At 66.9% G+C, this 2,400-nt stretch carries 2 protein-coding genes and 1 pseudogene; all 3 read left to right on the top strand.

Annotated features, from left to right (window positions below; genetic code table 11):
- Positions 1–1,017: dihydrolipoamide acetyltransferase family protein (locus K789_RS0100760; RefSeq protein WP_024365080.1), on the top strand; the 1,017-nt coding region annotated here is incomplete at its 5' end.
- Between the two features lie 147 nt (positions 1,018–1,164).
- Positions 1,165–1,980, top strand: a complete 816-nt coding sequence (locus K789_RS0100755) for an MBL fold metallo-hydrolase (RefSeq protein ID WP_024365079.1) — start codon at positions 1,165–1,167, stop codon at positions 1,978–1,980.
- 131 nt (positions 1,981–2,111) lie between these two features.
- A pseudogene (locus K789_RS0100750) lies at positions 2,112–2,400 on the top strand (MinD/ParA family protein); the annotation flags it as partial.

Here is a 2,400-nt window from a genome sequence, read left to right as displayed (position 1 = left end):
GAGCCGGTGGCGCAGGTGTCTGCGGCTGAGAAGGCTGCCGATGATTTGTTGCTGATGCGGACCCGGGTTCCCGGGAAGCTGGGGGCTGTTATTTCTCCGCTGGTCCGGCGGATGGCGCGGGATCATGGGGTCGATTTGGGGGATCTCCAGGGGTCGGGGGCCAGCGGGCTCATCATGCGGAGAGATGTAGAGGCTGTCATCAAGCCTTCGGTGATCGAGCGTGCGGCCGTGGCGCCCGTCGAAACTCCGGCGGCAGCTGCAGCCGCGGGGACTGGGGACACCGATGCCCGCACCGGGCTGGGTATTACCGGCCGGACCGCCGTCCGTGGCGTGCGCAAGGCCGTTGCGGCGAACATGACCCGCAGCCGGTCGGAGATCCCGGAAGCCACGGTGTGGGTGGATGTTGACGCCACCGCCCTCGTTGAGTTGCGGGCCGCACTGAAGAAAGCGGATCCGCACCACACACCGGGCCTGCTGGCGTTCATCGCCCGCTTCGTCACAGCCGGCCTGAAGAAGTTCCCGGAACTGAACACCCGGATCGTCACCACCGAGGACACCACCGGCGGAGCGTCCCAGGAAATCGTGGCCTTCGACGGCGTCAACCTCGGTTTCGCGGCCCAGACCGATCGCGGCCTGATGGTGCCGTCGGTGCGCAACGCGGACAAACTCAGCGCCCGCGAACTGGACGCCGAAATCCGGCGGCTCACCGCCGTCGTGCGCGACGGCAAGGCGACCCCGGCGGAACTCGGCGGCGGCACCTTCACGCTGAACAACTACGGCGTCTTTGGGGTGGACGGCTCCGCCGCGATCATCAACCACCCCGAGGTGGGAATCCTCGGCGTCGGGCGGATCATCGACAAGCCGTGGGTGGTCAACGGCGAGCTCGCCGTGCGCAAGGTCACCGAACTGACGCTGACTTTCGACCACCGGGTCTGTGACGGCGGAACCGCAGGCGGCTTCCTGCGCTATGTCGCCGACGCGATCGAGAACCCGGGGTCAGTCCTGTCGGACCTCTGATCTGGCGCTGAACCGGGCGCGGACCGCGCGGGAGGAAAGTCCTCCCGCGCGGTGCCGGCTTCCAGCGTCCGGCCAGCTCCGGTGGGTACAATCGAGGGCAGAACATCGCACCAACGACGCCGGAACACCCCGGAATACGGAGATTTAATGTCACGATGGCTCGAGGTTGGCCCGGACAACTACGTCCTGACCACCCAAGGTTCCCTGCTCAACACCGGCCTGGTTGTCGGCTCCGAACGCGCACTGGTAATCGACACCGGCAGCGGGCCCCGGCAGGGACGCGAGATCCTTGACGCCGTGCGGGAAAAGACGCAGTTGCCGCTGGTCGTCGCCAACACGCATGCCCACTATGACCACTTTTTCGGCAACGCCGTGTTCGCCGAGGCTGGAGCGACTGAGTTCTGGGCACACGAGAACTGTGCTGCGGAAATCCAGGAGAACGGCGACAGCCAGCGCCGCGCCGTCACCACCGATGAGCCGGAAATGGCTGCCGGCCAGGGAGACAACACCGAACTCGTCGTGCCGAACGCGATCGTGAAGGACCAGCCGGTCCTCGTGGACCTCGGCGGACAGAGTGTCACCTTCTTCTACCTCGGCCACGGACACACTGACGGCGACCTCCTCGTGGGAACGGCGACCACCCTCTACGCCGGGGACCTGGTGGAGCAGGGCTCGCACCCGTCCTTCGAGGATTCCTACCCCGAGGAGTGGGCCGATGTCCTCAGGCACGTCTCGGCCCTCCGTCACCGCTATGAGTTCCTGATTCCCGGCCACGGGGAACCGTGCAGCGACCAGTTCGTCAAGACCATGGCCAACACGATGACCACGGCGGTCCGTCAGGCCACCCAGGCGACACGGGAAACCCCGGACGACGCCACCAAGGCCATCCCGATCCTGCCCTACGGGCCGGAGCAGTCCCGCTGGTTCATCCGGCGCCTGCAGGAGACCCGGGCGCACCACTGAGTCCGCGGCTTGGGGCTGCCGATGGTAAGGGTACTCAGGACAGCGCCTAGAATTGCGGTTTGAACCAATTCAAACGAGCACCGCAGCGGCCTGCGCTGTGAGTCCCAGGGGGGACCAATATGCCCGATCCGGTGGACAACAACACAGTCAACGCTGCCGCAGAGGTAGAACAACCCGAACTCCGTCGCCGGCGTGACCGCCGCCGCGGCGAGGACTCCGACGCCCGGACAGGAACCATGCCCATCATCACGCCCAGCGACGTCGGCAGCGAAGCTGCGCGCACCGTCCGCAGCAGCTCATGGGCAGAGGCTGCAGCAGCGGCCGATGCGCCGCAGGCCCCGACCCGTCCTCCGATTGACACCCGTCCGCGGATTGACGATGTCCCGCAGGCTCCCGCTCCCGTTCGAGCGGACCTGCCCG

The organism is Arthrobacter sp. TB 26, from assembly GCF_000427315.1.
Classification (GTDB): Bacteria; Actinomycetota; Actinomycetes; order Actinomycetales; family Micrococcaceae; genus Arthrobacter.
Note: the sequence above shows the minus strand (reverse complement) of the source record. Positions and strands in the feature narration are given on the sequence as shown.